Origin of the sequence: Streptomyces sp. NPDC000410, assembly GCF_040300305.1 — a bacterium.
Classification (GTDB): Bacteria; Actinomycetota; Actinomycetes; order Streptomycetales; family Streptomycetaceae; genus Streptomyces.
In genome coordinates this window covers 285,457-311,852 of record NZ_JBEPDM010000003.1, presented here as the reverse complement: position 1 = coordinate 311,852, position 26,396 = coordinate 285,457, and the positions used below count along the sequence as shown (strand labels likewise).

General features: G+C 70.6%; 18 protein-coding genes, 1 tRNA gene and 1 pseudogene. 10 read left to right on the top strand and 10 right to left on the bottom strand.

All coding sequences use genetic code 11. The features are described from left to right. Positions 1–4: 4 nt before the first annotated feature. The 5 genes from ABT342_RS06805 to ABT342_RS06785 form a co-directional block, all read right to left on the bottom strand. On the bottom strand, positions 5–1,447 hold the full coding sequence (locus ABT342_RS06805; protein WP_351568016.1) for a DUF2252 domain-containing protein: 1,443 nt from the start codon (positions 1,445–1,447) through the stop codon (positions 5–7). Positions 1,448–1,841: 394 nt separating this feature from the next. Next, complete coding sequence (locus tag ABT342_RS06800) at positions 1,842–2,501, bottom strand: response regulator transcription factor (protein ID WP_351568013.1); 660 nt, start codon at positions 2,499–2,501, stop codon at positions 1,842–1,844. 74 nt (positions 2,502–2,575) lie between these two features. Continuing rightward, positions 2,576–4,258 (bottom strand): sensor histidine kinase, encoded by a 1,683-nt coding sequence (locus ABT342_RS06795; RefSeq protein ID WP_502965476.1) that lies wholly within the window; start codon positions 4,256–4,258, stop codon positions 2,576–2,578. 169 nt (positions 4,259–4,427) lie between these two features. After that, positions 4,428–6,932: an ABC transporter permease gene (locus tag ABT342_RS06790; protein ID WP_351568010.1), complete on the bottom strand. Its 2,505-nt coding sequence runs from the start codon at positions 6,930–6,932 to the stop codon at positions 4,428–4,430. Then, positions 6,926–7,660, bottom strand: a complete 735-nt coding sequence (locus ABT342_RS06785) for an ABC transporter ATP-binding protein (protein ID WP_351568007.1) — start codon at positions 7,658–7,660, stop codon at positions 6,926–6,928. Before ABT342_RS06785 ends, ABT342_RS06790 begins: the two co-directional genes overlap by 7 nt. Before the next feature lie 156 nt (positions 7,661–7,816). On the opposite strand from ABT342_RS06785, the gene ABT342_RS06780 reads away from it, so the two are divergent. Both ABT342_RS06780 and ABT342_RS06775 read left to right on the top strand, forming a co-directional pair. Then, on the top strand, positions 7,817–9,148 hold the full coding sequence (locus ABT342_RS06780; protein ID WP_351568005.1) for a sensor histidine kinase: 1,332 nt from the start codon (positions 7,817–7,819) through the stop codon (positions 9,146–9,148). Next, positions 9,148–9,792: a response regulator gene (locus ABT342_RS06775; protein ID WP_351568003.1), complete on the top strand. Its 645-nt coding sequence runs from the start codon at positions 9,148–9,150 to the stop codon at positions 9,790–9,792. The genes ABT342_RS06780 and ABT342_RS06775 overlap by 1 nt, the downstream gene beginning before the upstream one ends. Positions 9,793–10,010: 218 nt before the next feature. Here the strand turns inward: ABT342_RS06775 and ABT342_RS06770 are convergent, their stop codons facing one another. Together ABT342_RS06770 and ABT342_RS06765 are read right to left on the bottom strand one after the other, a co-directional pair. Next, positions 10,011–11,111 (bottom strand): sensor histidine kinase, encoded by a 1,101-nt coding sequence (locus ABT342_RS06770; RefSeq protein ID WP_351568001.1) that lies wholly within the window; start codon positions 11,109–11,111, stop codon positions 10,011–10,013. After that, the gene (locus ABT342_RS06765) at positions 11,108–11,776 is read right to left on the bottom strand and encodes a response regulator (RefSeq protein WP_351567998.1); all 669 of its coding nucleotides are present in this window, start codon (positions 11,774–11,776) and stop codon (positions 11,108–11,110) included. The genes ABT342_RS06770 and ABT342_RS06765 overlap by 4 nt, the downstream gene beginning before the upstream one ends. Positions 11,777–12,132: 356 nt before the next feature. Between ABT342_RS06765 and ABT342_RS06760 the strand changes: the two genes are divergently transcribed. Beyond that, complete coding sequence (locus ABT342_RS06760; protein ID WP_351567996.1) at positions 12,133–12,777, top strand: histidine phosphatase family protein; 645 nt, start codon at positions 12,133–12,135, stop codon at positions 12,775–12,777. A gap of 70 nt (positions 12,778–12,847) precedes the next feature. On the opposite strand, the gene ABT342_RS06755 is transcribed toward ABT342_RS06760, so the two are convergent. Continuing rightward, positions 12,848–15,490: a Pls/PosA family non-ribosomal peptide synthetase gene (locus tag ABT342_RS06755; protein ID WP_502965473.1), complete on the bottom strand. Its 2,643-nt coding sequence runs from the start codon at positions 15,488–15,490 to the stop codon at positions 12,848–12,850. 441 nt (positions 15,491–15,931) lie between these two features. Between ABT342_RS06755 and ABT342_RS06750 the strand changes: the two are divergent. Next, positions 15,932–16,923: pseudogene (locus ABT342_RS06750) on the top strand (Acg family FMN-binding oxidoreductase). A gap of 72 nt (positions 16,924–16,995) precedes the next feature. Here ABT342_RS06750 and ABT342_RS06745 read toward each other — a convergent pair. After that, positions 16,996–17,466: a universal stress protein gene (locus tag ABT342_RS06745; protein ID WP_351567993.1), complete on the bottom strand. Its 471-nt coding sequence runs from the start codon at positions 17,464–17,466 to the stop codon at positions 16,996–16,998. Positions 17,467–17,780: 314 nt separating this feature from the next. Then, positions 17,781–17,867: transfer RNA gene (locus ABT342_RS06740), tRNA-Leu, on the bottom strand. Between the two features lie 388 nt (positions 17,868–18,255). On the opposite strand from ABT342_RS06740, the gene ABT342_RS06735 reads away from it, so the two are divergent. From ABT342_RS06735 to pknB, 6 genes are all read left to right on the top strand, one after another. Further along, positions 18,256–19,110, top strand: coding sequence for an FHA domain-containing protein (locus tag ABT342_RS06735; RefSeq protein WP_351567990.1), 855 nt, complete (start codon positions 18,256–18,258; stop codon positions 19,108–19,110). A gap of 10 nt (positions 19,111–19,120) precedes the next feature. After that, positions 19,121–19,633, top strand: a complete 513-nt coding sequence (locus tag ABT342_RS06730) for an FHA domain-containing protein FhaB/FipA (protein ID WP_351567987.1) — start codon at positions 19,121–19,123, stop codon at positions 19,631–19,633. A 162-nt stretch (positions 19,634–19,795) separates the two neighbouring features. Continuing rightward, entirely contained in the window at positions 19,796–21,292 is a 1,497-nt protein-coding gene (locus ABT342_RS06725; protein WP_351567984.1) for a Stp1/IreP family PP2C-type Ser/Thr phosphatase, read from the top strand. A gap of 39 nt (positions 21,293–21,331) precedes the next feature. After that, positions 21,332–22,744, top strand: coding sequence for an FtsW/RodA/SpoVE family cell cycle protein (locus ABT342_RS06720; protein WP_351567982.1), 1,413 nt, complete (start codon positions 21,332–21,334; stop codon positions 22,742–22,744). After that, positions 22,741–24,204: a peptidoglycan D,D-transpeptidase FtsI family protein gene (locus ABT342_RS06715; protein ID WP_351567980.1), complete on the top strand. Its 1,464-nt coding sequence runs from the start codon at positions 22,741–22,743 to the stop codon at positions 24,202–24,204. Before ABT342_RS06720 ends, ABT342_RS06715 begins: the two co-directional genes overlap by 4 nt. 181 nt (positions 24,205–24,385) lie before the next feature. After that, entirely contained in the window at positions 24,386–26,392 is a 2,007-nt protein-coding gene (gene pknB / locus ABT342_RS06710) for a Stk1 family PASTA domain-containing Ser/Thr kinase (RefSeq protein WP_351567978.1), read from the top strand. Positions 26,393–26,396 lie beyond the last annotated feature (4 nt).

Sequence of the window (26,396 nt, the reverse complement as noted above, 5' to 3'; positions counted from 1 at the left end):
CCTCTCAGACCCCCAGTTCGGCGGCTATCCGCCCACTGCGCACCGCCGCCAGCAGCTCGGCGTGGTCCGCCTCCGTACGGTCCGCGTACAGCACGGCGAAACCGCTGACAGCCTCGTCCAGCTCCTCGTTCTTGCCGCAGTACCCCGCGATCAGCCGGGGATCGACACTGTGCGCGTGAGCCCTGGCCAGCAGCGCACCCGTCATCCGGGCGTAGTCGTCCACCTGGTCGGTCGCGAGGGCCGTCGGGTCCACGCTGCCCTTGCGGTTCCTGAACTGCCGCACCTGGAACGGCCTGCCCTCGACCGTGGTCCAGCCCAGCAGGATGTCGCTGATCACCTGCATCCGCTTCTGCCCGAGGACCACCCGGCGCCCTTCGTGCGTCACCTCGGGAGCCTCGAAGCCCACCGCCGGCAGCTGAGGCAGCAGCACCGAGGGCCGTGCCTCCTTCACCTGGAGCACCAGCGACTCCCCCCGGTGGTCTATCAGCAGCACCACATAGGACCGCGTCCCCACGCTCCCCGTGCCCACGACCCGGAACGCCACGTCGTGGATGGCGTACCGGGCGAGCAGCGGCAGCCGGTCCTCGGAGACAGTCTCCAGATACGGTCCGAGGGCTGCGGCGACGGCGGCCGCCTCCTCGTCGCCCACCCGGCGCAGCACGGGGGGAGCGTCCACGAAGCGATGGCTGCCGTCCGGCCCGGTCTCCGTCGACTTGGCGGCGAACCGCGCGCTCGTATTGATCCGGGCCTTCGCCGCAACCCGCTCCAGCGTGCCGAGCAGGTCCCGCGCGTCCGTGTGCGAGACGAGCTCCTCGTCCGCGATGGCGTTCCACGCGTCCAGCACCGGGAGCCTGGCCAGCAGCCGCATGGTCCGGCGGTAGGCCCCCGCCGCATCGAAAGCAGCCTTGCGGCAGGTGTCCTCGTCCGCGCCAGCCTCTCGTCCGGCGAGCACGATCGAGGCCGCGAGTCGCTTGAGGTCCCACTCCCACGGCCCGGTCACGGTCTCGTCGAAGTCGTTCAGATCGATGACGAGCCGCCCGCGAACATCGCCGTACAGCCCGAAGTTGGCCGCGTGCGCGTCACCGCAGATCTGCGCCGCGACGCCGGTGACCGGCGTGCCCACCAGGTCATAGGCCATCAGCCCGGCGGCACCGCGCAGAAAGGCGAAGGGGGACGCGGCCATCCGGCCCACCCGGATCGGCACGAGCTCGGGCACACGGCCTCGGCTCGACACCTCCACCGCCCGCACCATGTCCGGCCGATCCGCCCGGATCACCAGGGAATCGTGCGACGCGCGCGGCACCTTCTCCCGCAGCGCCTTGCCGGCCTGCCGGGGAGAGTCCGGCACGCCACCCGCGACCGGAGGGGAGAAACCAGGAACCTCCGGAAGGCGCACGCTCCCGGAAACCGACAGCTGCTCCGGCACGACCGCTTCGACCTCACCCATGACGGGACCGCCTCCCCCGACGTCGCACAACATCAACTGCCCACGACCGTACCGCCACGCCCGGCAGCCGTCTCCCCCTGTGGACAACTGCCGGAGCAGCCGGTCCGCACCGCCGTCAGCGCGCCCCCGCACATCGGCGCGTACGCCCTCAGCCCCCACCCCCGATGTTCCACGTGAAACATCGCAGCGGCCTGCCACCATCATCGCCCCGGCCTCGCACACAGGCCCGCCCCGCAAGCCCGCCCCGGCCTCGCACCACAGGCCCGCCCCGCAAGCCCGCCCCGGCCTCGCACCACAGGCCCGCCCCGCAAGCCCGCCCCGGCCTCGCACCACAGGCCCGGCCCCGGCTTCGCGCCGAAGACCCTCGCACCGCGGCCTCGCCCCCGCGCGGGGCCTACAGTCCCGCGTCCCTCGCCAACAGCGCCGCCTGAACCCTGTTCTCGCATTCCAGCTTCGCCAGGATCCGGCTCACATACGTCTTCACGGTGGCCTCGCTCATATGCAGCCGCCGGCCCGCATCGGCGTTGGACAGGCCCTCCCCGAGCAGGGCCAGCACCTCACGCTCCCGCAGACTCAACGCCTCCACCCGCGTCCGAGCCCGCTCCCCGCGCGCCGCCGCCCGCCCCGAGGCCAGCTGGTCCACGACATGCCTCGTGGCCCCGGGCGAGAGATAGGCGTCGCCGGCGGCCGCGGCGCGCACGGCCCCGATCAGTTCCGCGGGGGCGGTGTCCTTCAGCAGGAAGCCGGCGCCGCCGTGCTCCAGCGCCCGCAGCACGTTCTCCCGCTCTCCGAAGGTCGTGAGCACGATGACCCGGGCCGCCGGAACCGCCCTGCGCAGCTCGGACAGTGCGGTGAGGCCGTCCATGACCGGCATCTGGATGTCGAGCAGGACCACGTCCGCGCTGTGCGAGCGGGCCAGGTCGACGGCCTCGCGGCCGGTCGACCCCTCCGCCACCACCTCGATCCCGCGGTCGGAGGTGAGGATCATCCGTATCCCGGCGCGAATCAGCGGCTCGTCGTCGGCGATCACAACCCTGATCGGCGAACCGGTCACAAGAACTCCCCCTACTTCCCCACCGCCAGATGTCCGGCAGCCGGCGTCACACCCGGGCCGCCCGCGCGGCCCGGCTAGATCTTGACCTCGTACGTCTTCTTCTCGATCAGCTTGCCGTCCTTGAAGCAGAACCGGAACACCGGCTCGACATCCCAGGCCGACCCCAACTCGGTCGACGCCAGCACCAGGCAGGTCGACCCGGCCGGCTCCTTCGGCCCCTTGCCTTCGAGGCCGATCGTCGCGATCCCGTCGCCGCTGGGCAGCTGGTCGCGTACCTCCTTCTCCGACATGCCTATCTCGACCGCGTCGTACTTGGAGGGTTCGATCATGCCCTTGTCCAAGGAAGTCCCCAGGAAGAACAGCCCGAAGGCCGCGGCCACCACCAGCACCACCGCGACAGCCGCCGATATCCCGCATCCCAGCGCGACCCCGCCGCCTGTACTGCCCCTGCCACTCATCGCCAGCTCCCTCTCCGAAACGGTCCAGTTCACGACCGGACCACCGTTCCCGAGCGGGACCGTCGGCGACTGCTGCCGGAAGTCGTCCGCCACCTCGACGAAGGGCGCGGCCTCGACGACGCCATACGGCAGTACGCCCGCCACCCGGAAGCCACCGCCGGTGGCCGGACCGGCGTGCACCATCCCGCCGACCAGCCGGGCGCGCTCATGCAGCCCCGTCAGCCCCTGACCGCCACTGACGACCTCGCCGCCCACGTCGGGGGCCGCCGCGTTGTGGATCTCCACGACGAAGGAGTCGGGCTCGTAGCGCAGCTCCACGCTGATCGGCGCGCCCGGCGCGTGCTTGTACGCGTTGGTCAGCGCCTCCTGGACGATGCGGTACGCCGCGTGGTCGGCGGCCGCCGCGAGGGGCCGAGCCTCGCCTGTGCGCCGCAGCTCCACCGTGTTGCCCGCGGCTCGGGCCGCGTCGACCAGCCCCGCGATACCGGCCGCGCCACGGGCGGAGCGTGCCGCCTCGCCCGGGGACACGGGTTCCGGCACGGGGGCCTCCACCCCGTCCCTGAGGATGCCGACGACCTCGCGCAGCTCGTGCATCGCCGTCACCGAGGCGGCCCGCAGCACACCGACCGCCTCCCGCTGCCGGTCGGTCAGCTCGGGGTCCACCTCGAGCGCGCCGGTGTGCACGGCGATGAGCGCCAGCTGGTGCCCGAGGCTGTCGTGCATGTCCTGGGCGATCCGCTGCCGCTCGCGCAGCCGCGCCTGTCCCGCCACCATCGCGCGTTCGCGCAACAGCTGGACATTGCGTTCCTGAAGGGTGTGCAGCAGGGTCCGGCGCTGGATCCAGTAGCGGCTGGCCAGTCCGGGGACGACCGTCGTCGCGACGTAGTAGAGCGTGGTGAGGAACACCATGGTCATCGCGACCTGCTGGGACCAGCTGGCGGCGACCGTGACACCGACGAAGAGCAGGTACGAGCCGGTGAACGCGCCCAGCGCCCGCCCCGCCCCGACGATCCGCCGCCCGGCGGACCAGCCCACGATCATCAGCAGTGGCACGAACCCGTCGACCAGCGGAGTCAGCGCGGATGTCAGGACCAGCACGCCGGCGGGCAGTCGGCGCCGCATCAGCGACAGCACGGCCACCCCGACGCCCTGCGCGGCGAGTACGAGCCCTTCCGCACCCAGCAACTCGGCCATGCCGGCGCCCATCAGCCCCAGAACGAGGGCGAGGACGGCCTCGCCCGCGAGCCTGCGCCGGGACCACAGCTCGGGGGCCGCCAGCCAGCGCCATCCGGCCCGGATCCACGACACCGCGTTCCCCGGTACGCCGTTCCTCGGCGTGCCGCTCTTCACTGCCCCACTCTTCAAAGCCCCGTCCACGTCCGCACCTTAGGCAAGGTACGGCAGCGTCCGCGGCCCACTTTCGTCTCACCCCCGCGCGACCAAAGTGGGCTCACGGGCCCGGCATGCGCTACTCGCGCATGCCCGCCAGCTCGACCGGCTTCGTACGCAGCGCCATCATCGCCGGTACGACGGCGGCCACGACGGCCAGTACGGCGCTCGCGCCCACGACCGCGCCCACGGTTCCCCAGGGCACCACCAGGGGCGACCGGACGGACAGCGCCCCCAATGCGCCCCAGACGCCCAGCAGGTTCAGCCCCGCCACGGCGGCGCCGAGCACAGTGCCCACCGCGACGACCACGAGGGCCTCCGCCGCGACCAGTTGAAGGACCTGCGGCCGGGTGGCTCCGGTCAGCCGAAGCACCACGAGGTCACGGACCCGGTCGGCAGTGGCCATGACCAGGGTGTTCGCGAGCGCGATACCCGTGTACACCAGGGCGATGCCCAGAATCATCAGCGTCCCGAGGCGGGTGTTCTCACTGGAGCGGGGATAGTGCGCCGCCACCCATGCCTCCTTCGTCAGCACAGGTGTGTCCGTCGCCCGCCCCGCCTCGCGCAGCTTCGCGAGAACGGCCGCCCTGTCCGCACCCGCGACGAGCTTGATGTCGACGCGGTCGGCCCCGGCGCCGCCGGCATGGCGCGGCGTCACATACACACCGTTGCTTCCGGTGCCGACCCGCAGGACCGCGGCGATGCGCAGGGACACCTGGCGGCCGTCGCCGAGCCAGACACTGACCCGCTGCCCGACGGTCCGGGCCTCCCATTCCTCGTTGACGATGATGCTGTCGTCATCGAGATCGCTCACCCGGCCCGACACCACGGGCAGCTCCGACACGGCGGCAAGACCGGTCGGGTCGACCACCCTGGCCTCGGACCTGACGAGCGCGACGCCCTCTTCGAGCACGCTCACCGAGGTCGAACGGGAGACACTCACGACCACGCCCGGGATGCTCTGCGCCCGTCGCACGAACTCCGGCGACAACCTGCCTCCCGCCCCGGCGGCCACCACGTGGTCGGCCGTCGTCTGCGAGGCCGCCTCTCGGGCCTTGGCCTCGTTGATGGTGGCCGTCGTGCCCATCAGCGACGCCGCCAGCGCGACCGTGATGAGCACAGGAGCGGCCACCGCCGCCGTCCGGCGCACAGCGATGACGGCGTTCTGCCGCGCCAGCAGTCCGGTGGCGCCCGGCAGTTGCGCGGGCAGCCACGTCATGAGCCGGGTCAACGGCCGCACGAGCACCGGAGCGAACAGCGCGAATCCGACGATCAGCAGCATCGGCCGGGTGGTGTACGTCTTCCGCTTCAGCACCTCACCGGGGTCGGTGACCAACGCCCAGACCAGCAGCCCAAGTCCGGCCAGCAGGACCGCCGCGCCCAGCAGCCGGCGGCTCGGCGGCATCGCCCGGCTGTCGACGACGGCCTCGCGCAGCGCCTCGGTGGGCTTGACCCGCCCCGCCCGGTACGACGAGGCCGCAACGCCCGCCAGCGCCACGCACAGACCCGTCCAGAAGGCCGTGTGCAGGGGCCATGTCTGCTCACCGATGGCGAACCAGCCGGGCGCGATCCCCGAGTCGACCATCCACTCGGCCAGACGGGGCGCCGCGGCGCGCCCCAGCCAGCAGCCGGCCGCCGACGCCGCCAGACCGATGACGAGGGCTTCGGCGAACACCACGCGCCGGACCTGGCCCGGAGTGGCACCGGCCGTGCGGAGCAGGCCGAACTCGCGTCTGCGCTGTGCCACGGCGAACGAGAACGTCGACGCCACCACGAAGACCGACACGAACCCGGTGATGCCCGCGGCCGTACCCAGCAGCGCGTTGACCGAGACGAGGGCTTCGCTGTCCCGGTCCGGGTCCGGGTCGGCCCTGCGCCGGTCGTCCCCGGTGAGGACGACCATTCCCGCGCCCATGGCCCCGGCGGACCCGACCGCCTCCCGCACCGCGGCGGCGTCCGCGTGCACGACGACGGCGTCGACGGGCGGGGAGATCCCCGCCGCCTCGGAGTCGGTGAAGAACACGGCGGTCTCGAAGCCCGCGGCCCGCACGGTCCCGACGACCGTCCCGCTGCCGCTCCCGGCCGGCGTCACGACCTTGACGCGGTCACCGAGCCCGGCACCGGCATGGGCCCCGTCCGTGACGACGATCTCCCCGGGCGTCGCGGGGGCCCGGCCACCGGTGAGCCGGTAGGACGCGTACGCCGCGACCGACCACGGGTGTCCGACCGTTCCCTCACCGCCGCCGCCCGCCGCGGCGTTCCCGAGGGCTACGGGGAACGTCCGGTCCGCGACCGTACGGCCCAGGCCCTTCAGGCCGGCCACCAGGCCGGCCGGAACGGGACGTGGATCGGAGAGCCGCTGCGTACGCTCGCCGATCGGCGTCCGCACCCGCAGCGTGTCCGACGCCCGTACGACCACAGGAGCCTCGGCGAAGCGTTCCGGTCCGCGGTGCGGAGCCTGGAACGTGGCCGCGAGCGCGAGGCCGGTGGCGGCGATGAGCCCCACCCCCAGGGCCAGCGCGACGAAGGACCCGATGAAGGTGACCCAGCGCGTCCGTATGCCTCTGAGCACCACACTCAGCACGGGGCCACCGCCGACCTGGTCATCCGCGCGGCAATCTGGTCCGCGGCCGGGGAGTACAGCTCGTCGCGCACTCGGCCGTCCGCGAGGAACAGCACGCGATCCGCGTACGAGGCGGCGACCGGATCGTGCGTCACCATGATCACCGTCTGGCCCCGGTCGACCATGTCACGCAGCAGTGCCAGGACCTCCGCGCCGGTCCTGGAATCCAGGGCCCCGGTCGGCTCGTCGCCGAACAGCACTTCGGGACGGGTCACGAGGGCTCTGGCCAGCGCCACACGCTGCTGCTGACCACCGGACAGTTCGCTGGGCCGGTGACCGGCACGGTCGCGCAGCCCCACCCGCTCCAGCACGTCGAGAACGGCGGCCCGCTTCGGCCTGCGGCCCGCCAGACGCAGCGGGAGCGCCACGTTCTGCTCCGCGGTGAGCGAGGGCAGCAGGTTGAACGCCTGGAAGACGAAGCCGATACGGTCGCGCCGCAGCCGCGTCAGCCGGGTCTCGCCGAGCTTCGTCAGATCGGTGTCGCCCAGCATCACCGCGCCGCTCGTGGGCCGGTCGAGCCCGGCCGCGCACTGGAGCAGAGTCGACTTGCCGGAGCCCGAGGGCCCCATGACCGCGGTGAACGTCCCTTTGGGGATGGTGAGCGTGACACTGTCCAGGGCGGTCACCGCGTCCGCTCCGGTGCCGAAGGACCGGGTGACCGAACCGAGTCGGAGGGCTGCTTCATTCATGCCGCTCACTCAATCCGGCCCGGGCCTCGCGCACATCGCAGCAGAACGCCATCTCGATGGTGGAGGTAGCTCCACCCTCACCTGCCGCTTGGCCACCCCCCGAAGGTGTAGCCGGCAGGCTGGTCGCCCCCTCGCGGCGCCGCCTACCGTTCTTTCATGATCTCTTCCGGTCTCCGGCAGGCACTGCAAGGACGTCGGTATCTCCTCAGCAGCTGGCCGTGGCGGTCGGCGCTGTATCTGCTGAGCAGCGTCCCGATCGGTCTGGCCACCCTCATCTCGCTGCTCCTGCTCGCGATAGCGGGAAGCGCGCTGGCGGTGGTCCTGATCGGCGTCCCGCTGCTGCTGATGCTCGCCCTCGCGGGCATTCCGCTGGCCGCCGTGGAGCGCCGCAGACTGCTGCTCATCGACTCCACCGCACTGGTCAGCGCGCACCGCGAGCCGGAGAGCCCTGGCCTGACGGCCTGGGCACGCGTCCGCTTCAAGGAGCGGGCCACCTGGCGGGAGCTGGGGTACGCCCTGCTGTTCGCCTTCGTACTGTGGCCGCTGGACGCGCTGGTGGTGGGGATGGCCCTGGCAGTCAGCGGCGGTCTGCTGGCGACCCCCGTCGTCATGGCGACGGCCGGCGGAGGGGAGGAGGTCCGCGTACTGAAGCTGTGGCTGGCCGACTCGTATCCCCAGGCGTTCGCCGCGGCACTGGCCGGCGCGCTGCTGCTGCCCCTCCTCGCCTACCCACTGGGCCTGGTGGCTGCGGTGCGCGCCGCGCTGACCCGGCAGCTGCTGTCCTCGCGCGATGTCGAAATCGACTCCCGGATCCAGGAGTTGGGCCGGTCCCGGATGCGACTCGTGGACGCCTTCGAGGCGGAGCGCCGCAGAATCGAGCGCGATCTCCACGACGGCGCTCAGCAGCGGCTCGTGGCCCTGTCGATGACGCTCGGGCTGGCCCGGCTGGAGAGTCCCGGCGAGCCTCTGCGAAGTCTGCTGGCCAAGGCGCACGAGCAGGCGGACAAGGCGCTGGTGGAGATCAGGGAGCTGATCCAGGGCATCCATCCCCAAGTGCTCACCGACCGCGGCCTGAAGGCCGCCGTCGAGGACGCCGCCGACCGGTCGGCGATACCCGTCGGCGTGGACCTCGATCTGCCGGGACGCCTGCCCGAAGCGATAGAGACCGCCGTGTACTTCGCGGTCTGCGAGGCACTGGCGAACGTGGCCAAGCACAGCCGGGCGGCACGGGCGGACGTGTCCGGCGGGGTCGAGGGCGGCGAACTGATCGTGGAGGTCAGGGACGACGGCGTGGGCGGAGCGGACGCGATGACCGGCACCGGCACCGGCACCTCCTCCGCGGGCGCAGCGCGCACCGGCACGGGCCTTCAGGGCGTGGCCGATCGTCTCTCGGTGGTGGACGGGCACCTGCTAGTGTCCAGCCCGCCCGGCGGGCCCACCGTCCTGCGCCTGCGGGTCCCCTGCCCTTCCTTCCGAACGAGGATCTGATGTCGCGCATCGTGCTGGCCGAGGACAGTGTCCTTCTGCGGGACGGGCTCATCAGCCTGCTGGAGCGCTTCGGACACCAGGTCGTGGCCGGGGTCGGGACCGCCCAGGAGCTGACCGACGCGGTCGCCGAGCACGGCCCGGACATCGTCGTGACGGACGTCCGCATGCCACCCGGCTACTCCGACGAGGGCCTGCGGGCGGCGATCGCCCTGCGCGAGCGGCAGCCTGAGCTGCCCGTTCTGGTACTCAGCCAGTACGTCCAGCGCGCCTACGCCGAGGAGCTGCTCGACTCCTCGGACGGTACGGGCGTCGGCTACCTGCTCAAGGAACGGATCGGGCACGTCGAGGAATTCGTCGACGCGGTCCGGCGGGTCGCCGAGGGAGCCACCGTGGTGGACCCCGAGGTCGTCCGGCAGTTGCTGCGGCACCGCCGTGACCCCTTGTCCCGGCTCACCGCCCGCGAGCAGGAAGTCCTGGCGCTGATGGCCGAGGGCAAGTCCAACGTCTCCGTCGCCGAGGCACTGCACGTGAGTGAAGGCACCGTCAGCAAGCACTTCGGCAGCATTCTCACCAAACTCGATCTCTCGGTGACCGACGCGACGAACCGCCGGGTCCTCGCGGTGCTCGCCTACCTGCGCGGCTGAGCGACCACAGACGCGGTCACCGCACCGCCACGGCACCACGCCACCCACCGCCACGACACCACGCGGTCACCGCACCGCCACGGCACCACGCCACCCACCGCACCGCCACCGCCACCGCCACCGCCACGGCACCACGCCACCCACCGCACCGCCACCGCACGACACCACGCGGTCACCGCACCGCCACCGCACGACACCACGCGGTCACCGCACGGTCGCTACGCGCCCTCGGCCGGAAGCTCCAGCCGCAGCTCGTAGCCGCCGTCGGCCGTCGGACCGGCGGTGACCGTGCCGCCGAGGAGCGCTGCGCGCTGACGCAGACCGACCAGACCGTAGTGCGCACTGGGCAGTGGAAGGGCGGGCCGCTGCGGTGCGGTGTTGGTGACCGTGACCCGCACGGCGCCGCCCTCGTGGGAGACGCGGACCGTCGCCGTGGCGCCGGGGGCGTGCTTGCGCACGTTGGTCAGAGCCTCCTGGACGGTGCGGTATATGGCGCGCTGGACGGTCGACGGAAGCCCTTCGGGCAGCTCCGTCTGCAGCTGGGCCTTGATACCGCTGTTGTCGACCAGCTGCTGAAGCCCGGCCAGGGACGGCTGCGGGGTCAGCTCCGTCGGGCGGCCCCCGGAGGCACGCAGCACGCTGACCATGTGCCGCAGTTCGTCCAGGGTCTGCACGCTGAGCCGCCGGATCGTGGCCGCGGCCTCCTTGACCTCGGAGTCCCGGGTGCCGACCTGGAGCGCCCCGGCCCGCACCGCGATCAGGCTGACCTGGTGAGAGACCACGTCATGCATCTCCCTGGCGAGCTGTTCGCGTTCCCTGGCCAGCACGGTCTGGGCGGTCAGCAGCCGCTCGTGGTCACGCGCCTCGGAGATCTCGGCGATCCGCAGCGACAGGTCACGCCGGGTCTGGACGAGCTGGCCGAGGAAGACCGGAGCGGCCGCCGTCGCGGCGGTGTAGCCGAGAGTGATCAGGGTGGCGGTGTCCGAGAGATCGAAATTCGGTGCCGGCCACGACGTCATGTCGCAGATCGTGAACGCCAGCGCGCACAGCACCAGCAGGCCGCGACGGCGGGTGAGTGAGGCGAGCGTGTACAGCGCGGCCAGCGCGGCGAAGATCGCGTCGGAGAGCAGGACGGCGGGCAGGGTGAGCAGGAAGGTGAGCAGCGGCAGGCGACGGCGCAGCAGGAGCGAGAAGGCGGCGAAGAGGGCGAACGCCAGGCGGGCCGGCTGGGCGGTGGCGACATTGGCCCAGACGTCGAACAACGAGACGCCGACGAGGGCCGCGTCCAGCAGCGGGGCGGGCAGGCGGCGCGGGCTCATCCCCCCTCCCGGTCCTTCGGCGGCTTGAGCAGACCGGCCCGTTGCGCGAGCAGAGCGGCCTGTACGCGACCGCCCACCCCCAGCTTGGTGAGTATGGCGCTCACGTGGTCCTTGACCGTGCCGGTGCTCAGGTGCATCCGTGCGGCGATGTCGGCGTTGGACAGGCCCTCGGCGATGAGGACGAGCACGGCGCGCTCACGGGTGGTCAGCCGCTCGAGAATCTCGTGGCAGACGGATTCCTGGCAGCCCCCGTCCAGGTATCCGTCCACGACGGTCCGGGTGACCTTGGAGGACAGGACGGTGCCGCCGTCGGCCAGGGTCCGGACCAGGAACGGCAGCCCCTCGGGGTCGGTGTCCTTGAGCAGGAAGCCGGCGGCGCCGGAGCGGAGCGCCGTCGCCACGTACTCGTCCATGTCGAACGTCGTGAGCATGGCCACGACCGGCGGGTCCGGCAGCCGGCGCAGGCCTGCCAGGACCGTGAGTCCGTCCACGTCCGGCATCCGGATGTCCAGCAGTACGACGTCGGGGCGAATCTCCTGCGCCGTCTGGATCGCCTGGCCGCCGGTGACCGCCGCCACGACCTCGATGTCGTCGGCCGTGTCGAGGATGTGCTGAAAGCCCGTACGGATCAGGGCCTCGTCGTCGACCACCAATACCCGGATCACGGGTGCTCCACTCCCATCGGACCACTGTCCGATTCGTACCACGCCCCGCTCCGCCCCGCGAGGCGCCCGAGGCCGGATCCCCGGTCCGGCCGGGCGGCGGGTGCGTCGCCAGCCAGTCGGCGGGGGCGTTCCGGACACCTGCCGGATGGTTGCACCGGGAAACTTCCTCAACTCTGAGCGTATGAGGCACGACGTGTCAGCGGCTGTGTTGTCCCACCGGGCACCCGTCCCGCCCCGTCCGTGGGCAGGCCGTCGGGCTGGCTGACGGAGTGGCGGTCTCCCGCCGCCCTGTTCGCCCCGCTTGCCGGGTTCTCCACCGTCCGGCGTTCCGCCGGACCAGGAAGGAGGTACGTGCCATGACGGTCCGCCTGACTTTCGTCTGTACGCCCGCCGTGGACGCCGCCTTGGACGCGGCCTTCGGTGACGGTCCTGTGGATGAGCGTGGCCTGCATGCCGCAGGCGCCTCCGGAGCAGCGCTGCCTCCCCACGCGCTGGCCCTCCGGGCGCCGTCGGCCCGCTGCGCGCAGACCGCTCGCGCGCTCGGCCTGGTGACCAGGCCCGAGCTCGCGCTGCGCGATGTCGACTACGGCACGTGGCGCGGCCGTAAGGTCCGCGAGATCGCCGACACCGACCCCTACGGCCTTTCCACCTGGCTCACCGACCCGGACGCCGCACCGCACGGAGGCGAGACCGTACGCGGGCTCTGCGAACGCGTCGCGGACTGGCTGAGCAGCCTGCCGTCCGACACCGGCCGTGTCCTGGCCGTCGCCGAACCGGCCGTCGTACGGGCCGCGCTCGTGCACGCTCTGTCCCTGCCGGCGAGAGCCTTCTGGCACGTCGACGTGCAGCCCCTGTCCGCGGTCACCCTCACCTCGCGACGCGACGGCGGCTGGGACGTCCAGCTGGACCGCGTCCCGCTCTCGTCCCACCCGGGCCTCGACACCGTCGAGCACATCGACATCGGACGAAAGACCGAACCGCGCCTGCTTCGCGTGCGCTGAACGCTCCGCGTGCGCTGAACCACGTGCAGTCCGACCGGCACCACGTGCAGTTCGACCGGCGCGCAGTTCGTCATCGGCGCACACCCGCGCCTCCCGCTCGTATCTGGGCAGCTTCTCGCGCAGTTCCTCGCGGGGCCGCTCCTTCCCGGGCCGGGTTTCCGGTCCACCCCGCGTGCGAGGGGACCTCCTCGCCCTTCATCAGGAAGGAGTCGGCGGCAAGCTGCGCCTGGTCGCCGATCGTGGTGCCGTAGTGCACGAACGCCCCGACGCCGAGGGTCACACCGGCGCCCAGCCTGGCGTGGTCGCTCTTGAAGGCGCCGTCCTCCTGGGAATGGGTCTGGATGACGGTCCCGGCGTTGAGCGTGCAGCCGTCGCCGATCGTGACGAGGGTCCGCTCGATCAGTGAGCAGCCGTCGTCGAAGACCCGGCGGCCGATCCTGACACCCAGCAGGCGCCAGACGACGTTCTTGAACGGGGTGCCGTTGAACAGCTGCATGTACCGGTGCGTCGTCAGCTTCCAGAAGCGCTCGTGGCGCCAGAAGGAGGGCTCGTAGATCGAGCAGTACAGCGGCTTCACCGGCTGCAAGCCGGTGACGACCCGTTCCACCAGCGCGTAGAAGACGACGGTGAAGGTCAGACTCATGAGTCCGATCAGCGCGACCGCCGGCACTCCGACGGCGTGGTAGAGATCGATGGCGGCCAGGGCGATGACCGCGACGACGAAGAAGTGGAACCACCGCATCAGCAGGTACAGGCTCGCGGTGAGCGCGTTGTGCCTGTTCTTGGCCGCCAGGCGGCGGCGCAGCTCATCGCCGGTGGCCAGGTCGTTGAACCTGTTGTCGCGCAGCACCGTGCGCGGGATCTCGAAGCTGGGCGAGCCGAGCAGGCCCACGCCCTCACGGACCGGCCCGTCGATGGGGACCATGACTTTCGTCGCGAGCAGGCAGTTGTCGCCGGTCCGGCCGCGTGTGGGGTAGGCGATGTTGTTGCCGAGGAAGTTGCTCGGCCCTATCGCGACCCGGGAGAGGCGGAAGGACGTACTGGAGAACTCGGCGTTGATGATCGACAGACCGTCGGCGACCATCGTTCCGGTGCCGACCTGGCTCAGGTACGGGGTGTCGTGCTTCACCTGCGAGCCGAAGTTCGATCCGGTCTGCTGGAGACCGCACAGGTCGTACCCGAGGCAGCGCAGATAGTGGACGATCGCGGAACTGTCCCCGAAGAGCAGGACGAAGAACCTGACATTGGTCAGCCGCACGAGTGCGCGCTGCAGACCGTGGTGGAAGCCGTACAGCGGGTAGATCTTGCCGGGCTTGATCGCCGGGCCGAGCATCCGCGGCACCGCGTTCACCGTCAGCAGGCTCACCAGCATGCCGCCGAAGAAGGCCACCAACGAGGCGATCAGCGCGTCGAGGTAGAACCCCGGGCTCGTGAAGGCCGGCTCCGGATGCAGCAGCACGTTCAACTGCGGCACCGCGGTGAACAGCAGGCCCACGCCGCCCAGCACCAGGGGCAGGTACACACCCAGCACCACAAGGAGCTGCGCGGCGGTGTAGAGGGCCTTGCGCAGGGTTCCGCACTCGGTGGGCTCGACGGCCCGGTAGTCGGTCCCCGCCGGCTGCGCCGGTGAGCCGTGCCACGACTCACCGGCCGGGACGGCCTGCCCCGACTGCAGAGACGAGGCGTGGCCCAGCTGGGCCCCGTCGCCCATCGACGTATCGATGTCGAGGACGGTCTGTTCGCTGACGGTCACGTTCCGCCCGAGGGTGACCGGACCCGTCTCGATCACCCCGGCATGTGCCCGGTAGCAGGAGAACAGCACGTCCTTGCGGATGACGGTGCCTTCCTCGATGGTCAGCAGGTCGGCGCACACCGGCACACTGCGGGAGAGGATCGCGACGCCGCGGCCGATGTGGGCGCCCAGCGCCTTCAGATACAGCACGTACAGCGGCGTACCGGTGAACAGGCGCATCGGACTGCTACGGATCAGGGTCTTCACGCACCAGAAGCGGACGTAGCCCGGGCTCCACACCGGGATCCGGCGGGGAGTGAAGCGCCCGACGAGCGTCCATTTGGCGACGACGGGAAGGGCACACAGGCCCACGAAGGCCAGGCCGGCGAACAGGGCCGCCCGCAGATAGAAGTCGACCACACCCGAACCGGCGCCTATCCACTCGTATCCGAGCATCGCCACGTAGGCGATGAGGAGGGACATTCCGAGGAACAGCAGCAGCTGGAGCACCCCGCACAGGATGTAGTGCCACGTACGCGCGGCTGCCGGTGCCGCCGCTCCGTCCGGCGCCTGCGGCTCCACCGACGCCGAAGCCGGCTCCTCCGCCTCCACCGACCCCGACGCGGACACCAACACCGACGCCGAATCACCGGCCGGAGGAATGTCGAGCGCGGCCACCAGGCTCCGGATCGTGGAGTTCCGGTAGATGTCCTTCATCGACACTCTGGGCAGGTCGTCCCGCTTGCGCACCCGGGCGCAGAACTGCGCCATCACCATGGAATCGGCGCCCAGATCATTGAAGAAGTGACCGTCGACCGGTACCTGCTCGGTGCGCAGGACCCCCGCGAGCACCTCGGCCAGCAGCGTCTCCGTATGGACCGCGACCGCATCCTCATCCGTGGACGCGGTGTCCGCGACGGACACCGTGCCGGCCGGGGTGGCCGCGGGGCCCTCCCCGCCGCCGATCACGACAGCTCCCACAGAAGGTCATGGGCCTGCGCCTGGAGCTGGGTCGGGTCACAGAAACACGAAAACATGCGTCGTTCACCTGCAGTCAGTGCGATCCGCTGTCGATTTTCCTTCGGAAACGACGTCCGGTCCGGCCGCGCGTCTCCCGGACCGCATGCGTCACGCACATGCCCGGCAGTAGCAGCTCTCGAACCCGTCGCGTTCTGCCTATCCTGCTACTTCAATTCAAAACTTAACAGGGCAAATCGACAAAAATAACCGACAGCGGCACTCCATGACACGGCCCCCGTCGGCACAAACCAACTCGAGCCTCGGCGCCTGCGACCACGGCAAGCGCGCACTCGGACGCCTTGGCAGGTCCGCGGCAGGACAGAGGTCCCTTTTGCGGCGAAGCGCCGGACGCTCCACGCTGGTGACCGGGAGCGGCTTGACCGGCAGCCACGAGAGGACCCTGTGTCCCTGACACCGATCGACGCGGCCTCCGTGACAGCCCTCGTCGAGGACGCCACGGCGGCTCCGTCCATGCACAACGCCCAGCCGTGGAGGTTCCGCTTCCTGCGGGACAAGGGTTCGCTGCAGCTGCACGCCGACCTGGATCGCGCGCTGCCGAAGGCCGACCCGGCGCATCGTGCCCTGCACCTCGGGTGCGGCGCGGCCCCCTTCAACCTGCGCGTGGCCGTCGCTCACGCGGGCAGGGAGCCAGTCACCACGCTGCTCCCCGATCCCGCCGACCCCTGGCTCCTCGCCGAGGTCCGCCTCGACCTGCCCAGGCGCCCGGACGACGATCTCGCCGGCCTCCACCCGGCGATCCGCCGTCGACACACCAGCCGCTTCCCTTTCACCGACGAGGAGATTCCGGTGGAAGTGCTGGACGGACTGCGCGGCGCGGCGCTCCTCGAAGGCGCCCGGCTGCACGTCCCCAAGGCCTGGCATGTCCGAGAGGTGCTCGACCTGGTTCACGACGCCGAGGGGCGCGAGTCGCTCGACCCCGAGGCCCGGGAGGAGCTGGCCCGGTGGACCGGCACGGGGGGGCGGAAGAGGACGACTCGCGGAACGGGGGGATCCCCGCCTACGCGTTCGGTCCTCGCCAACGGGACGTGACGTCCCCGGTGCGGGACTTCGCCGGCGGGCGACCGGTGCCCGGCCGGGAGGCGGCCACGTTCGAGAAGTGGCCCACTCTCGCGCTGCTGGGCACCACCGGCGACCGGCCGGTCGACTGGCTGCGGGTCGGCCAGGCGATGGAGAGAGTGCTGCTTCAGGCCACCCAGGACGGCCTGGTCACATCGCTGACCTCCCAGCCGTTGGAATGGCCCGAGCTGCGCTGGGCCGTGCGTGACCCCGGTACGGCGATGGGCCACGTCCAGATGGTGATCCGCCTCGGGTACGGGCCGGAAGGTCCGGCGACTCCCCGGCGGCCGGTGACCGACATCCTCGACATTCGCTGACAGGACCTTCGGTGACGGTCCACGCTGATGTCAGGTGTCTGAACGCCCTGAGCCGAGCCGCCGCGGACTGCTTCACGAGGACTTGGACGTGGCGCCCCCGGCACGGACGTCCGAACGTACGATCACCACCGGACACGTCGCGTGCAGCGCACACTGCTGACTCACCGAGCCGAGCAGCACACGAGCGAAACCTCCCCGGCCCCGACTGCCCACCACCAGCGCCTCGGCCCCCTCGGACACATCCAGCAGCACCTCGGCGGGGTTGCCGCGCAGCAGACGCTCCCGTACCTGGGACACTCCCGACTCGCCGAGCACCTCGCGGATCTCGTCGACCAGCCCCTGGTTGGCGGCCTGCTTGTCGAAATCGACGTCCACCGCCGGCGCCGACCATCCGTGCGCACCGGGCAGCTCGTAGGCCGCCACCGCTTCCACGACCCCTCCGATCAGGCCGGCATGCCGGACCGCCCACCGCAGCGCGGCATGTGACGAGGACGAGCCGTCGATGCCCACCACCACGCGCGGAGCCGCATTCTGCCCGTTCATGTCGTTCCGCCTTTCTGCGTGCCACTGGCAGCCACGCTGCGCGACTCCGGCCGGTCCTGCCAGGTGAGCGCCGCCGAAAGGGGCAGGAGGACACCCACCGGCTGCCTCGCGCCGGCCGGCCGTCGGTCAACTCCGACCGCACCAGCTGAAGATCGACCAAGAACTAGGGCCCACATCATGAGGTATGTCACGATGTGGGCTCTTTCACGTTGAACACGTCAAAATCGGGCCCTCGCCTCGGACCACAACACCCTGTGAACAACGAAAAACGGGCCTCCGCCAGGACTTTCGTCCTGACGGAGACCCGTGTCTCCTGGTGCGCGAGGGGGGAGTTGAACCCCCACGCCCTTGCGGGCACTGGAACCTGAATCCAGCGCGTCTGCCTATTCCGCCACCCGCGCATTGGGTGTTGCCGCCTTGTCCCTCACCTTGTTCGGTGCGAGCGCCTGGCGACATGCAGAAGATTAGCACGCTGCGCAGGGTGCATTCACATCCGTTTGTTTCGGCCCTCCACCACTGCGGAGAGAAGAAGGGAGGCGGCGGAGAAGAAGGCCGGGCGGCGGAGAGGGGCACGACGTGCGCGAGGCAGGACGGGCGGAGGACGGCCCGCCTCCCCCCGCTCCTCCAGGTCGCACCCCGGGTGCGGGACACTGTGAGGAGGCCGCCTCTACGATCCGTGTGAGAGGTGACACTCATCGACGGGGCAGACAAGGGGAACCAGCCGATTTCCCGACGCGTGGATACGATCAGTAAGCAGTACCAGGACGGCAACGACGGAGGAGGTGCCCCATGGGAGTCCTGAAGCGTTTCGAACAGCGGCTCGAAGGCCTGGTCAACGGCACCTTCGCCAAGGTCTTCAAGTCCGAGGTCCAGCCCGTCGAGATCGCGGGCGCCCTCCAGCGCGAGTGCGACAACAACGCGACGATCTGGAACCGCGAGCGGACCGTCGTCCCCAACGACTTCATCGTGGAGCTGAGCGCGCCGGACTTCGAGCGCCTCAGCCCCTACTCGGGCCAGCTCGGCGACGAGCTCTCCGGCCTGGTCCGCGACTACGCCAAGCAGCAGCGGTACACCTTCATGGGCCCGATCAAGGTCCATCTGGAGAAGGCCGACGACCTCGACACCGGTCTGTACCGGGTACGCAGCCGTACGCTCGCGTCGAGTACGTCACAGTCCCCGGACCGTGCTCCCGCCGGCCCGTCCGCTCCCGCCGCCCCCCAGGGCGGCGCCCGCGGCGGCTACGGCTACCCCCCGGCGGGCGCTCCGCCCATGCCGGCCGCCCCGCCGCCCGGGCCGAACCGGCCGGGACCCGCTCCCACCGCCGGCCGCCCGGCACCCGGCCCCGGCCCGATGCCGGGCGTCCAGGTGCGCCGCTGGATCGAGATCAACGGCACCCGCCACCAGATCTCCCGCCCGACGCTCGTGCTGGGCCGCAGCACCGAGGCCGACGTGCGGATCGACGACCCCGGCGTATCCCGCCGCCACTGCGAGATCCGGACCGGAACGCCCTCGACGATCCAGGATCTCGGGTCCACCAACGGCATCGTGGTAGACGGGCAGCACACCACCCGCGCTACGCTCCGCGACGGCTCGCGGATCGTCGTGGGCAGCACCACCATCGTTTACCGGCAAGCCGAAGGGTGAAGCGGGGGCAATGTCAGAGCTGACCCTTACGGTCATGCGGCTGGGTTTCCTGGCCGTTCTGTGGCTGTTCGTCATCGTGGCCGTCCAGGTCATTCGCAGCGACCTGTTCGGTACGCGCGTCACGCAACGCGGCTCCCGCCGCGGCGCCGACGCGCGGCCGCAGCAGGCCGCCCGCCAGCCGGCCGCGCCGCCGCAGCAGCGCCAGCAGGCCGCCAGGCAGCGCCGCGGGGCGCCCACCAAGCTGGTCGTGTCCGAGGGCAGCCTCACCGGCACCACGGTCGCCCTCCAGGGCCAGACGATCACCCTGGGCCGCGCACACGATTCGACGATCGTGCTGGACGACGACTACGCGTCCAGCCGGCATGCCAGGATCTACCCGGACCGTGACGGCCAGTGGATCGTCGAGGACCTCGGGTCCACCAACGGCACCTATCTCGACCGGGCCCGGCTCACCACGCCGACGCCGATTCCGCTGGGCGCGCCGATCCGCATCGGCAAGACCGTCATCGAGCTGCGGAAGTAGTACGACAATGAGCGAGCGGAGCGAGCGAGCCACGGTGGTCCCCACAGCGGACCCCACAGCGGTCCCGGCCGCGGACCTGGACAGGCGGCTCCCGACCGGAGGGTGGGCAGTGTGGCTCGAGACCGGCTGTACCCCGAGGCAGCGTCGACAGGGCAGGTGCGCATGAGTCTGTCCCTGCGCTTCGCCGCCGGATCGCACAAGGGCATGATCCGGGAGGGCAACGAGGACTCCGGCTACGCCGGTCCCCGCCTTCTCGCGATCGCCGACGGCATGGGCGGCCAGGCCGCCGGTGAGGTCGCCTCCTCCGAGGTGATCTCCACCCTCGTCCAGCTCGACGACGACGTGCCCGGCTCCGACATCCTCACCTCGCTCGGCACGGCCGTGCAGCGGGCGAACGACCAGCTGCGCGCCATGGTCGAGGAGGACCCCCAGCTCGAAGGCATGGGGACCACCCTCACCGCGCTGCTGTGGACCGGTCAGCGCCTCGGACTCGTACACGTCGGCGACTCCCGCGCGTACCTGCTCCGTGACGGCGTACTGACCCAGATCACCCAGGACCACACCTGGGTGCAGCGCCTGGTCGACGAGGGCCGGATCACGGAGGAAGAGGCCACGACCCACCCGCAGCGCTCCCTGCTGATGCGCGCGCTGGGCAGCGGCGACCACGTCGAGCCCGATCTCTCCATCCGCGAGGTGCGGGCCGGCGACCGCTATCTGATCTGCTCCGACGGACTGTCCGGCGTCGTCTCGCACCAGACGATGGAGGACACCCTCGCCAGCTACCAGGGCCCCCAGGAGACCGTGCAGGAGCTGATCCAGCTCGCCCTGCGCGGCGGCGGCCCGGACAACATCACGGTGATCATCGCGGACGTCCTCGACGTCGACGGCGGCGACACCCTCGCGGGACAGCTCAACGACACCCCCGTGATCGTCGGCGCCGTCGCCGAGAACCAGATCCAGCCGAACGACGGCGGGGCCATGCAGACCCCCGCGGGACGCGCCTCCGGCCTCGGCCGCCCCGTCCCGCCGCCCCCGGGCGCCGGCTTCGGCCCGCCCGGCAGCGGCGACGACGTCGGCTACGGCGGGATGCCCCCCCAGGGCACCTTCGGGGCCTACACGGACGAGGACTTCATCAAGCCGCGCCCCCGCCGCAAGTGGCTGAAGCGCTCGCTCTTCATCGCCCTCGCGCTCGGAGTCGTCGGCGGCGGACTGTACGGATCCTGGCGCTGGACGCAGACGCAGTACTACGTCGGCGCCAACGAGGACCACGTCGCGCTCTACCGGGGCCTCAGCCAGGACCTGGGCTGGGTCTCGCTCTCGAAGGTCGAGAAGGACCACCCCGAGATCGAACTCAAGTACCTGCCGCCCAACCAGCGCAAGAACGTCGAGCAGACGATCACCGAGGGCAGCCTCACAGACGCGCGCGCCAAGATCGAGCAGCTCGCCACCCAGGCCTCCGCCTGCAAGAAGGAAGAGCAGCGCCGCACCGCCGACCGCGCGGCAGGCGCATCGATCGGTGAGGGCGAGGCCGGTGGCACCACCGGCGCCAACCCCTCGACCCAGTCCGCCAAGACCAAGCCGACCGCAGCAACTCCCACTCCGGGCCCCACCCTCTCGGAAGAGGAGCAGAAGCTGGCCTCGAACTGCGGCAAGCAGTAAGCGGCATAGCCGTAAACCCGTAGGGGGCCTTTCTCCACCATGAGCGTTGTCACCAACACGACCACCATCGGCGCGATCGAAGCACCGAGCCGACGGAACACCGAGCTCGTCCTGCTCGCGTTCGCCGTCGCGATCCCGGTTTTCGCGTACCTCAACGTCGGCCTCGCGCTCGACGGCGAGGTGCCCCCCGGCATGCTCGGCTACGGTCTCGGTCTCGGCGCGATGGCGACCGTCGCCCATGTCGTGGTGCGGAAGTTCGCGAAGTACGCCGACCCGCTCCTGCTGCCGCTGGCGACCCTGCTCAACGGGCTCGGCCTGGTGCTGATCTGGCGCCTCGACCAGTCACCGAGGCTGCTGGCGCGAAACGATTTCGCACCCCAGGCCACCAACCAGCTGATGTACTCGGCACTCGGCATCGCGCTGTTCGTCGCCGTACTGCTCGTCCTCAAGGACCACCGCGTCCTGCAGCGCTTCACGTACATCTCGATGGTGGCCTCGCTGGTACTGCTCATCCTGCCGATCGTCCCCGGCCTCGGCGCGGACGTCTTCGGCGCCAAGATCTGGATCCGCGTCGGCGGCTTCTCCATCCAGCCCGGCGAGTTCGCGAAGATCGTCATCGCGGTCTTCTTCTCCGGCTACCTGATGGTCAAGCGCGACGCGCTCGCCCTCGCGAGCCGCCGCTTCATGGGCCTCTACCTGCCGCGCGGCCGCGACCTCGGCCCGATCCTCACGATCTGGGCGATGAGCCTGCTCATCCTGGTCTTCGAGAACGACCTCGGCACCTCGCTGCTCTTCTTCGGCATGTTCGTGATCATGCTGTACGTCGCCACCGAGCGGACCAGCTGGATCGTCATCGGCCTGCTGATGTCCGTCGGCGGCGCGGTCGCGGTCGCCTCCTTCGCCGGCCACGTCCAGGCCCGTGTCGCCGCCTGGCAGGACCCCTTCGGGACCTGTTACGAGGAGGGGTCGGCCGCCTGCCAGCAGATGGCGCAGGTGCTGATGTCGTTCGGCTCCGGCGGCACCCTCGGCACCGGTCTCGGCCAGGGCAACTCCGACCTCATCCAGTTCGCCGCCAACTCCGACTTCATCTTCGCCACCGTCGGCGAGGAGCTCGGCCTCGCCGGAGTGATGGCGTTCCTGCTGCTGTACGGCCTGATCATCGAGCGCGGCGTCCGCACGGCCCTCGCCGCCCGCGACCCCTTCGGCAAGCTCTTCGCGATCGGCCTCTCCGGCGCCTTCGCCCTCCAGGTCTTCGTCGTCGCCGGCGGTGTGATGGGGCTCATCCCGCTCACCGGTATGACCATGGCGTTCCTCGCGGCCGGTGGATCATCCGTGATCGCGAACTGGGCCCTGATCGGCATCCTGATCCGGATCAGCGACACCGCCCGCCGGCCCGCGCCCGCCCCCGCCCCGAACCCCGACGCCGAAATGACCCAGGTGGTCCGACCGTGAACAAGCCCCTGCGCCGGATCGCGATCTTCTGCGGCCTGCTGGTCCTCGCCCTGATGATCCGGGACAACTGGCTCCAGTACGTCCGCGCCGACGAGCTGAACTCCCACAAGTACAACCGCCGCGTCCAGATCGAGCGCTACGCCTACGAGCGCGGCGACATCATCGTCGACGGCAAGGCCGTCACCGGCTCGGTCGAGACGAAGGTCGGCGACTTCAAGTACAAGCGCACCTACGTCAACGGCCCCATGTGGGCCCCCGTCACCGGGTTCGCCTCGCAGGCCTTCGACGCCAACCAGATCGAGAAGCTCGAGGACGGCATCCTCAGCGGCAACGACGACCGGCTCTTCTTCGACCGCACCGTGGGCATGTTCACGGGTGACAAGAAGACCGGCGGCGACGTCGTCACCACCCTCAACGGAGCCGCCCAGAAGGCCGCCTTCGAGGGCCTCGGCGACAAGAAGGGCGCGGTCGCGGCGATCGACCCGCGGACCGGCAAGATCCTGGCGCTCGCGTCGACGCCGTCGTACGACCCCTCGGTCTTCGCCGGCAACTCGACGAAGGACTCCGACAACCGCCAGAAGCTGCTGAACGACAAAGACAAGCCGATGGTGAACCGCGCCCTGCGCGAGACCTACCCGCCCGGCTCCACGTTCAAGGTCGTCACCGCCGCCGCCGCGCTGGAGCACGGCGTGGTCACGGACATCAACGCCCCGACGGACACCCCCGACCCGTACTTCATCCCGCTGTCGCGCACCGAGATGATCAACCAGCACGGCGGCTGCGAGAAGGCGAGCCTGAACAAGGCCCTGGAAGTCTCCTGCAACTCCGTCTTCGCCAACCTCGCCGACAAGGTCTCCCGGGACAAGATGGTGGAGACGGCGGAGAAGTTCGGCTTCAACAACCCGGAGATCGACACACCGGTCCGCGCCTCCGCCTCCGTCTACGACCGGAACATGGACAGGGGCGGCAACGCCCAGTCGGCCATCGGCCAGTTCAACACCGCCGCCACGCCGCTCCAGATGGCCATGGTGACCGCCGCGATCGCCAACGACGGCAAGATGATGAAGCCGTACATGGTCGACCAGCTCCAGACGCCCGACCTGGACATCATCGAGAAGACCGAGCCCGAGGAGATGAGCCGTCCGCTCTCCCCGCAGAACGCGCAGCTTCTCCAGCAGATGATGGAGAACGTCGTCAACAGCGGCACGGGCAAGAAGGCGGCGATCGACGGCGTGACGGTCGGCGGCAAGACCGGCACCGCCCAGCACGGCGTCGCGAACAAGAAGCGCCCGTACGCCTGGTTCATCTCGTACGCCAAGACCGACCACGGCTCCCCGGTCGCCGTCGCCGTCGTGGTCGAGGACGCCGGCGGCGTCTCCCGCGACGACATCAGCGGTGGCGGGCTCGCCGCCCCCATCGCCCGCGATGTGATGAAGGCGGTACTCGAGAGCAGGGAGTGACGCCGGTCACTGGCCTGGCTCCGTCCCGCCCCTTTACCGCACAATGCGATACCGGTCGGATATCAGGTCCCGGCCATGGGCGGATGCGGTGCTGCCTGCCCGGTAGCGTATGCGCGAACAGCACACCGCCGGACCACACACACGGGTGCGGTCGGGACTGACGGAGAGGGCTGGAACAGTTATGGAAGAGCCGCGTCGCCTCGGCGGCCGGTACGAGCTGGGCTCGGTGCTCGGCCGTGGTGGCATGGCCGAGGTCTACCTCGCCCACGACACCCGGCTCGGCCGCACCGTCGCCGTGAAGACGCTGCGGGCCGATCTCGCCCGTGACCCGTCCTTCCAGGCCCGGTTCCGCCGTGAGGCCCAGTCGGCCGCCTCGCTGAATCATCCCGCCATCGTCGCGGTCTACGACACGGGCGAGGACTACGTAGAGGGCGTCTCCATCCCGTACATCGTGATGGAGTACGTCGACGGTTCCACGCTCAGAGAGCTGCTGCACTCCGGGCGCAAGCTGCTGCCCGAGCGCACGCTGGAGATGACCGTCGGCATCCTCCAGGCGCTGGAGTACTCGCACCGCGCCGGCATCGTCCACCGCGACATCAAGCCGGCGAACGTCATGCTGACGCGTACCGGTCAGGTCAAGGTCATGGACTTCGGCATCGCCCGCGCCATGGGCGACTCCGGCATGACCATGACCCAGACGGCGGCCGTGATCGGCACCGCCCAGTACCTCTCCCCGGAGCAGGCCAAGGGCGAGCAGGTCGACGCGCGCTCCGACCTCTACTCCACCGGCTGCCTGCTCTACGAGCTGCTCACCGTCCGCCCGCCGTTCATCGGGGACTCCCCGGTGGCGGTCGCGTACCAGCACGTACGGGAAGAGCCTCAGCCGCCCAGCAACTTCGACGCCGAGATCACGCCCGAAATGGACGCGATCGTGCTGAAGGCGCTGGTCAAGGACCCCGACTACCGCTACCAGTCCGCCGACGAGATGCGCGCCGACATCGAGGCCTGCCTCGACGGCCAGCCGGTCGCGGCGACGGCGGCGATGGGCGCGGTCGGCTACGGCGGCGGCTACGGCGCCCCGCACGGCCACGGCGACGACCAGCCGACGACCGCCCTGCGCCAGGCCGACCCGGCCGGCCAGACGTCGATGCTGCCCCCCATCAACCCGGACGACGGCGGATACGGCTATGACGACCGCCCGAACCGCCGCCGCGAGAAGAAGTCGAACACGTCGACGATCCTGCTGGTGCTCGCGGGCATCCTGGTGCTCGTCGGCGCGATCCTCATCGGCAAGGCGGTCTTCGGCGAGGACGGCGCGGGCAGCGGCAGGGTCGATGTGCCGCAGCTCGTCGGACAGCCCTTCAAGGAAGCCGAGCGGCTCGGCGTCAACGCCGGCGTCAAGGTCGTCCAGTCCGGCACACAGCGCTGCGACCAGCCCAAGGACAGCGTCTGCAGCCAGACCCCGGCCAACGGCAAGATGAACCAGGGCGAGACGGTCAGCGTCGTCGTCTCGGAGGGCGCGCCGCTCGTCGAGGTACCGGACGTGACCGAGGTGTCCGAGGAGAGCGCCAAGAAGCGGCTGGAGGACAAGGGCTTCAAGGTCGACGTCAAGTACGAGGAGTCCGACCAGGAATCCGGCACGGTCATCAAGCAGGACCCTGAGGGCGGGTCGCAGGCCGAGAAGAAGGCCATGGTCACCATCACGGTCTCGAAGAAGGCCCAGGCCACCGTTCCTCCGGTGGTGGGCCAGCAGTACGCCGCCGCCGAGGCCCAGCTGAAGGCTCTCGGATTCGAGGTCGCCAAGATCGACGTGGACAGCGACAAGCCCGCCGGCGAGGTCCTCGAGCAGGATCCGGCCGCCAACGAGAAGACCGACCAGAAGTCCACGGTGACCCTGAAGGTCTCCAAGGGCCCGGCGCAGGCACCGCAGATCGCGATGCCTGACGCGACCAACCGCACGCTGAACCAGGCCAGGGCGGAGCTGGAAGCGGCCGGGTTCAAGAACATCCAGATCCAGGGCTCCCAGGACGGCAACGCCCAGGTCGTCCTCCAGAACCCGCAGCCCGGCACCATGGTCGACCCGGCCACCACCCCCGTCACCCTGACGGTCATCGGCGGAGGCGGGAACCAGGGCGGAGACCAAGGCGGCAACGACGGCGGAGGCTTCATCGGCGGCCGCCGCGACTAGCCCC

Coding starts and splice junctions, on each gene's coding strand:
- ABT342_RS06805 (WP_351568016.1), bottom strand. CDS start 1,447: ATGGGTGAGGTCGAAGCGGTCGTGCCGGAGCAGCTGTCGGTTTCCGGG.
- ABT342_RS06780 (WP_351568005.1), top strand. CDS start 7,817: ATGATCTCTTCCGGTCTCCGGCAGGCACTGCAAGGACGTCGGTATCTC.
- pknB (WP_351567978.1), top strand. CDS start 24,386: ATGGAAGAGCCGCGTCGCCTCGGCGGCCGGTACGAGCTGGGCTCGGTG.
- ABT342_RS06770 (WP_351568001.1), bottom strand. CDS start 11,111: ATGAGCCCGCGCCGCCTGCCCGCCCCGCTGCTGGACGCGGCCCTCGTC.
- ABT342_RS06785 (WP_351568007.1), bottom strand. CDS start 7,660: ATGAATGAAGCAGCCCTCCGACTCGGTTCGGTCACCCGGTCCTTCGGC.
- ABT342_RS06735 (WP_351567990.1), top strand. CDS start 18,256: ATGGGAGTCCTGAAGCGTTTCGAACAGCGGCTCGAAGGCCTGGTCAAC.
- ABT342_RS06725 (WP_351567984.1), top strand. CDS start 19,796: ATGAGTCTGTCCCTGCGCTTCGCCGCCGGATCGCACAAGGGCATGATC.
- ABT342_RS06745 (WP_351567993.1), bottom strand. CDS start 17,466: ATGAACGGGCAGAATGCGGCTCCGCGCGTGGTGGTGGGCATCGACGGC.
- ABT342_RS06775 (WP_351568003.1), top strand. CDS start 9,148: ATGTCGCGCATCGTGCTGGCCGAGGACAGTGTCCTTCTGCGGGACGGG.
- ABT342_RS06720 (WP_351567982.1), top strand. CDS start 21,332: ATGAGCGTTGTCACCAACACGACCACCATCGGCGCGATCGAAGCACCG.
- ABT342_RS06730 (WP_351567987.1), top strand. CDS start 19,121: ATGTCAGAGCTGACCCTTACGGTCATGCGGCTGGGTTTCCTGGCCGTT.
- ABT342_RS06760 (WP_351567996.1), top strand. CDS start 12,133: ATGACGGTCCGCCTGACTTTCGTCTGTACGCCCGCCGTGGACGCCGCC.